The sequence below is a fragment of the Kitasatospora sp. NPDC059795 genome (assembly GCF_042732175.1).
Classification (GTDB): domain Bacteria; phylum Actinomycetota; class Actinomycetes; order Streptomycetales; family Streptomycetaceae; genus Kitasatospora.
On record NZ_JBHWID010000047.1, the window covers coordinates 1 to 2,384 of the forward strand.

At 68.9% G+C, this 2,384-nt stretch carries 2 protein-coding genes and 1 pseudogene; 2 read left to right on the forward strand and 1 reads right to left on the reverse strand.

Annotated features, from left to right (window positions below; all coding sequences use genetic code 11):
• Both ACFV4P_RS35860 and ACFV4P_RS35865 read left to right on the forward strand, forming a co-directional pair.
• Positions 1-381, forward strand: a pseudogene (locus ACFV4P_RS35860) (hypothetical protein); the annotation flags it as partial.
• Between the two features lie 134 nt (positions 382-515).
• Positions 516-947, forward strand: coding sequence for a DUF6009 family protein (locus ACFV4P_RS35865; RefSeq protein WP_242435353.1), 432 nt, complete (start codon positions 516-518; stop codon positions 945-947).
• On the opposite strand, the gene ACFV4P_RS35870 is transcribed toward ACFV4P_RS35865, so the two are convergent.
• Positions 948-2,129, reverse strand: coding sequence for a phage/plasmid primase, P4 family (locus ACFV4P_RS35870; RefSeq protein WP_380477680.1), 1,182 nt, complete (start codon positions 2,127-2,129; stop codon positions 948-950).
• Positions 2,130-2,384: the final 255 nt, after the last annotated feature.

Here is a 2,384-nt window from a genome sequence, read left to right on the forward strand (position 1 = left end):
GCGTCCCGACGCGTTCCGCAGGCGCAGCCGGTGTTCTTGGGGGGCCTGGTCGCGGGGTTCCTGGTGGGGCGGCCGTATCCGCTGTTCCGGCAGCTCTTCCGCGACGCGGCGCAGAGCGGCAACCCTCTTTACGGGGCGTCGGCCTTCCTGTTGCAGTCGATCGGCAACGTGCTGGTCATCGCGGTGGTCTTCTTCCTGTTGGCGTACTTCGCGGGCGGGCAGGCGGCTGCCTGGATGACGGCGGATCCCGGTCGGATGGCGGCCGTGACCGCGGTGACCCTGATCGTGGCGGGTGTCTTCACGTTCCTGTACTGGGACGTCAGGATCCTCGCGCGCCGGGAGGTCATCCCGTGGTATCCGATCGCTCCGTGGGCCGCTTGAGATCCTGGGCCCGTGCCGGAGGGAGGATGCCATACCCCCGCGCCGGGCCGTTGCGGTATCCGACTTTAGGCTGCTCATGGCCGCGGGCCCGGTGCACAGTGTCCAGTAGCGGCTGTGGTCGAGGAGGAGGCGGAGTGAGTGCTCTGATCGACGGGGACGAGATCAGTGAGGAAACGGAGCTGGTCTGGCTGGAGGACATCTCGATCCTGGACTACGTACGACAGAGCCTGGACCGACTGCCCAACCGACGCGGAAAACCCGCCTACCACCGCGACGGCCGCATGGTCGGATACGCCGTACTCCACCCCCGAGCCCGCCCCTCACGCTCCTCCGGCACCTTCCGCCGACGCGTCTTCTGGCTCCTGCCCCACGACCGCGACACCGCACCCCAAGGCCTCTACGCCACCGGCGCACCCGCAGAAGCCGTCGACCCCACCACCCTCACCCCCCGCGCCAAAGGCCACAAAACCGAACGCTCCGAAGGCGGACCCCTCTCCCACCCCCACCACCACCCGGGGGTCGGTCCTCCGAACGGTTCCGGTTCGCGTTCGACGCCTCCGTCCTGATCACGGCGTGGTCTCGTGGTGGGTGAGGAAGCGGCCGGTGTGGTCTTCGGTTTCGGCGTAGGCGGTGGTGGCGATGCGGACGGTTTCGGGTCCGGTGAGGTCGCGGGGGCCGTTGAGGTAGTGGTGGGCTCCGGTGATGAGCCAGTTGAGGATGCCGGGGCCTTCTTCGGTGACGAGGATGTCGGCGAGGTTGTCGATCTTCTGGTGGTCGGAGACGACGCGGTCGAAGGGGATCAGGCGCATCCGGCGCCAGAAGGCGTAGCCGCCGGTGCCGACTTGGGGGCGGTGGTTGCCCAGGAGCCAGAGTTTGTGGGTGGGGGCGAAGGAGAAGAAGTCCTGGCGCATCCGGCGTGCTTTGATGCGGTCGCCGCCGGTCAGGAGTTTCACCCGGGACTCGTCGAACCGGTCGCCGGGCTTCACCTCGGAACACACGATCACGCGGCGGCCGTGGAGCTCGGCGAGGTCGGTGGGGTGTCCCTCGAAGGGACGGGCCATCAGGAAACCGGGCGGCGCGGCGTCCGCGTAATCGCCCAGGAGCTTGATCAGGACATCGAGCAGCACGGACTTGCCGTTCTTGCCCGAGCCGAAGAGGAACGGCATGACCTGCGCCCCCACGTCCCCCGTCAGGGAGTAGCCGAGCAGGAGATGCAGGAACCGGATCATCTCCCTGCCCCGGTCGTCGTCCCCGAACGTGTCGGTCAGGAAGAGGTCCCAGCGCGGGGTCGGCATCTGCCGGGGGCCGATCGAGGTCGAACGGGAATGGAAGTCCCGGTCCGGGTCCGGGGCCCGCAGCACCCCCGACCGCAGGTCCACCACCCCCGCCGGCGTGCACAGCATGTACGGGTCCGCGTCCAGCGCTCCCGCGCTCAGCACCATCCCCGGAGCCGATCTCGCCTGCGCCAGCAGCGCGTTGATCCCCGACGTGCTCAGCGCACGCCGCCGGTGCTTGCGCAGCGCCGCGTCCGAATACACCCCCCGCGGATCGGTGACGGCGATACTCTCCGCCATCTCACCCGCCGCCCACAAAACGGTGTCGTCCTCATCGCTCTGCCACCGCGTGCCGTCCCACCGATACCACCCCAACCCCGTCACATGCCGATAATCCTGCGCGTACAACCGCACGAACAGCTTCGCGTTCCCCCGATCCGTCAACGAATCAGGTAACAAACCCACCCCCAACACCCGCTGGAGGGTTTTGCGCCCGGCCCGGAGGCGTCTGCTTCCGCGTACCGGTGCGGTGCCGGTGCTCCGGCCGGCGTCGGTGTTCCGGTGGTCGGGAAGGCGGATGGGTCGGGGTCGGGCGGTGTCAGGTGATGGTTCCGAGGGGAGTCCGCAGGGGTCGACCGTGGTGGCGGGCGCGGTGTTCGACCGCTGGTGACCTGCGGAGCCGGCTCCCTCAGCCACGGGCTCTCCTGACCGTCGGTGGATACGAGAGGG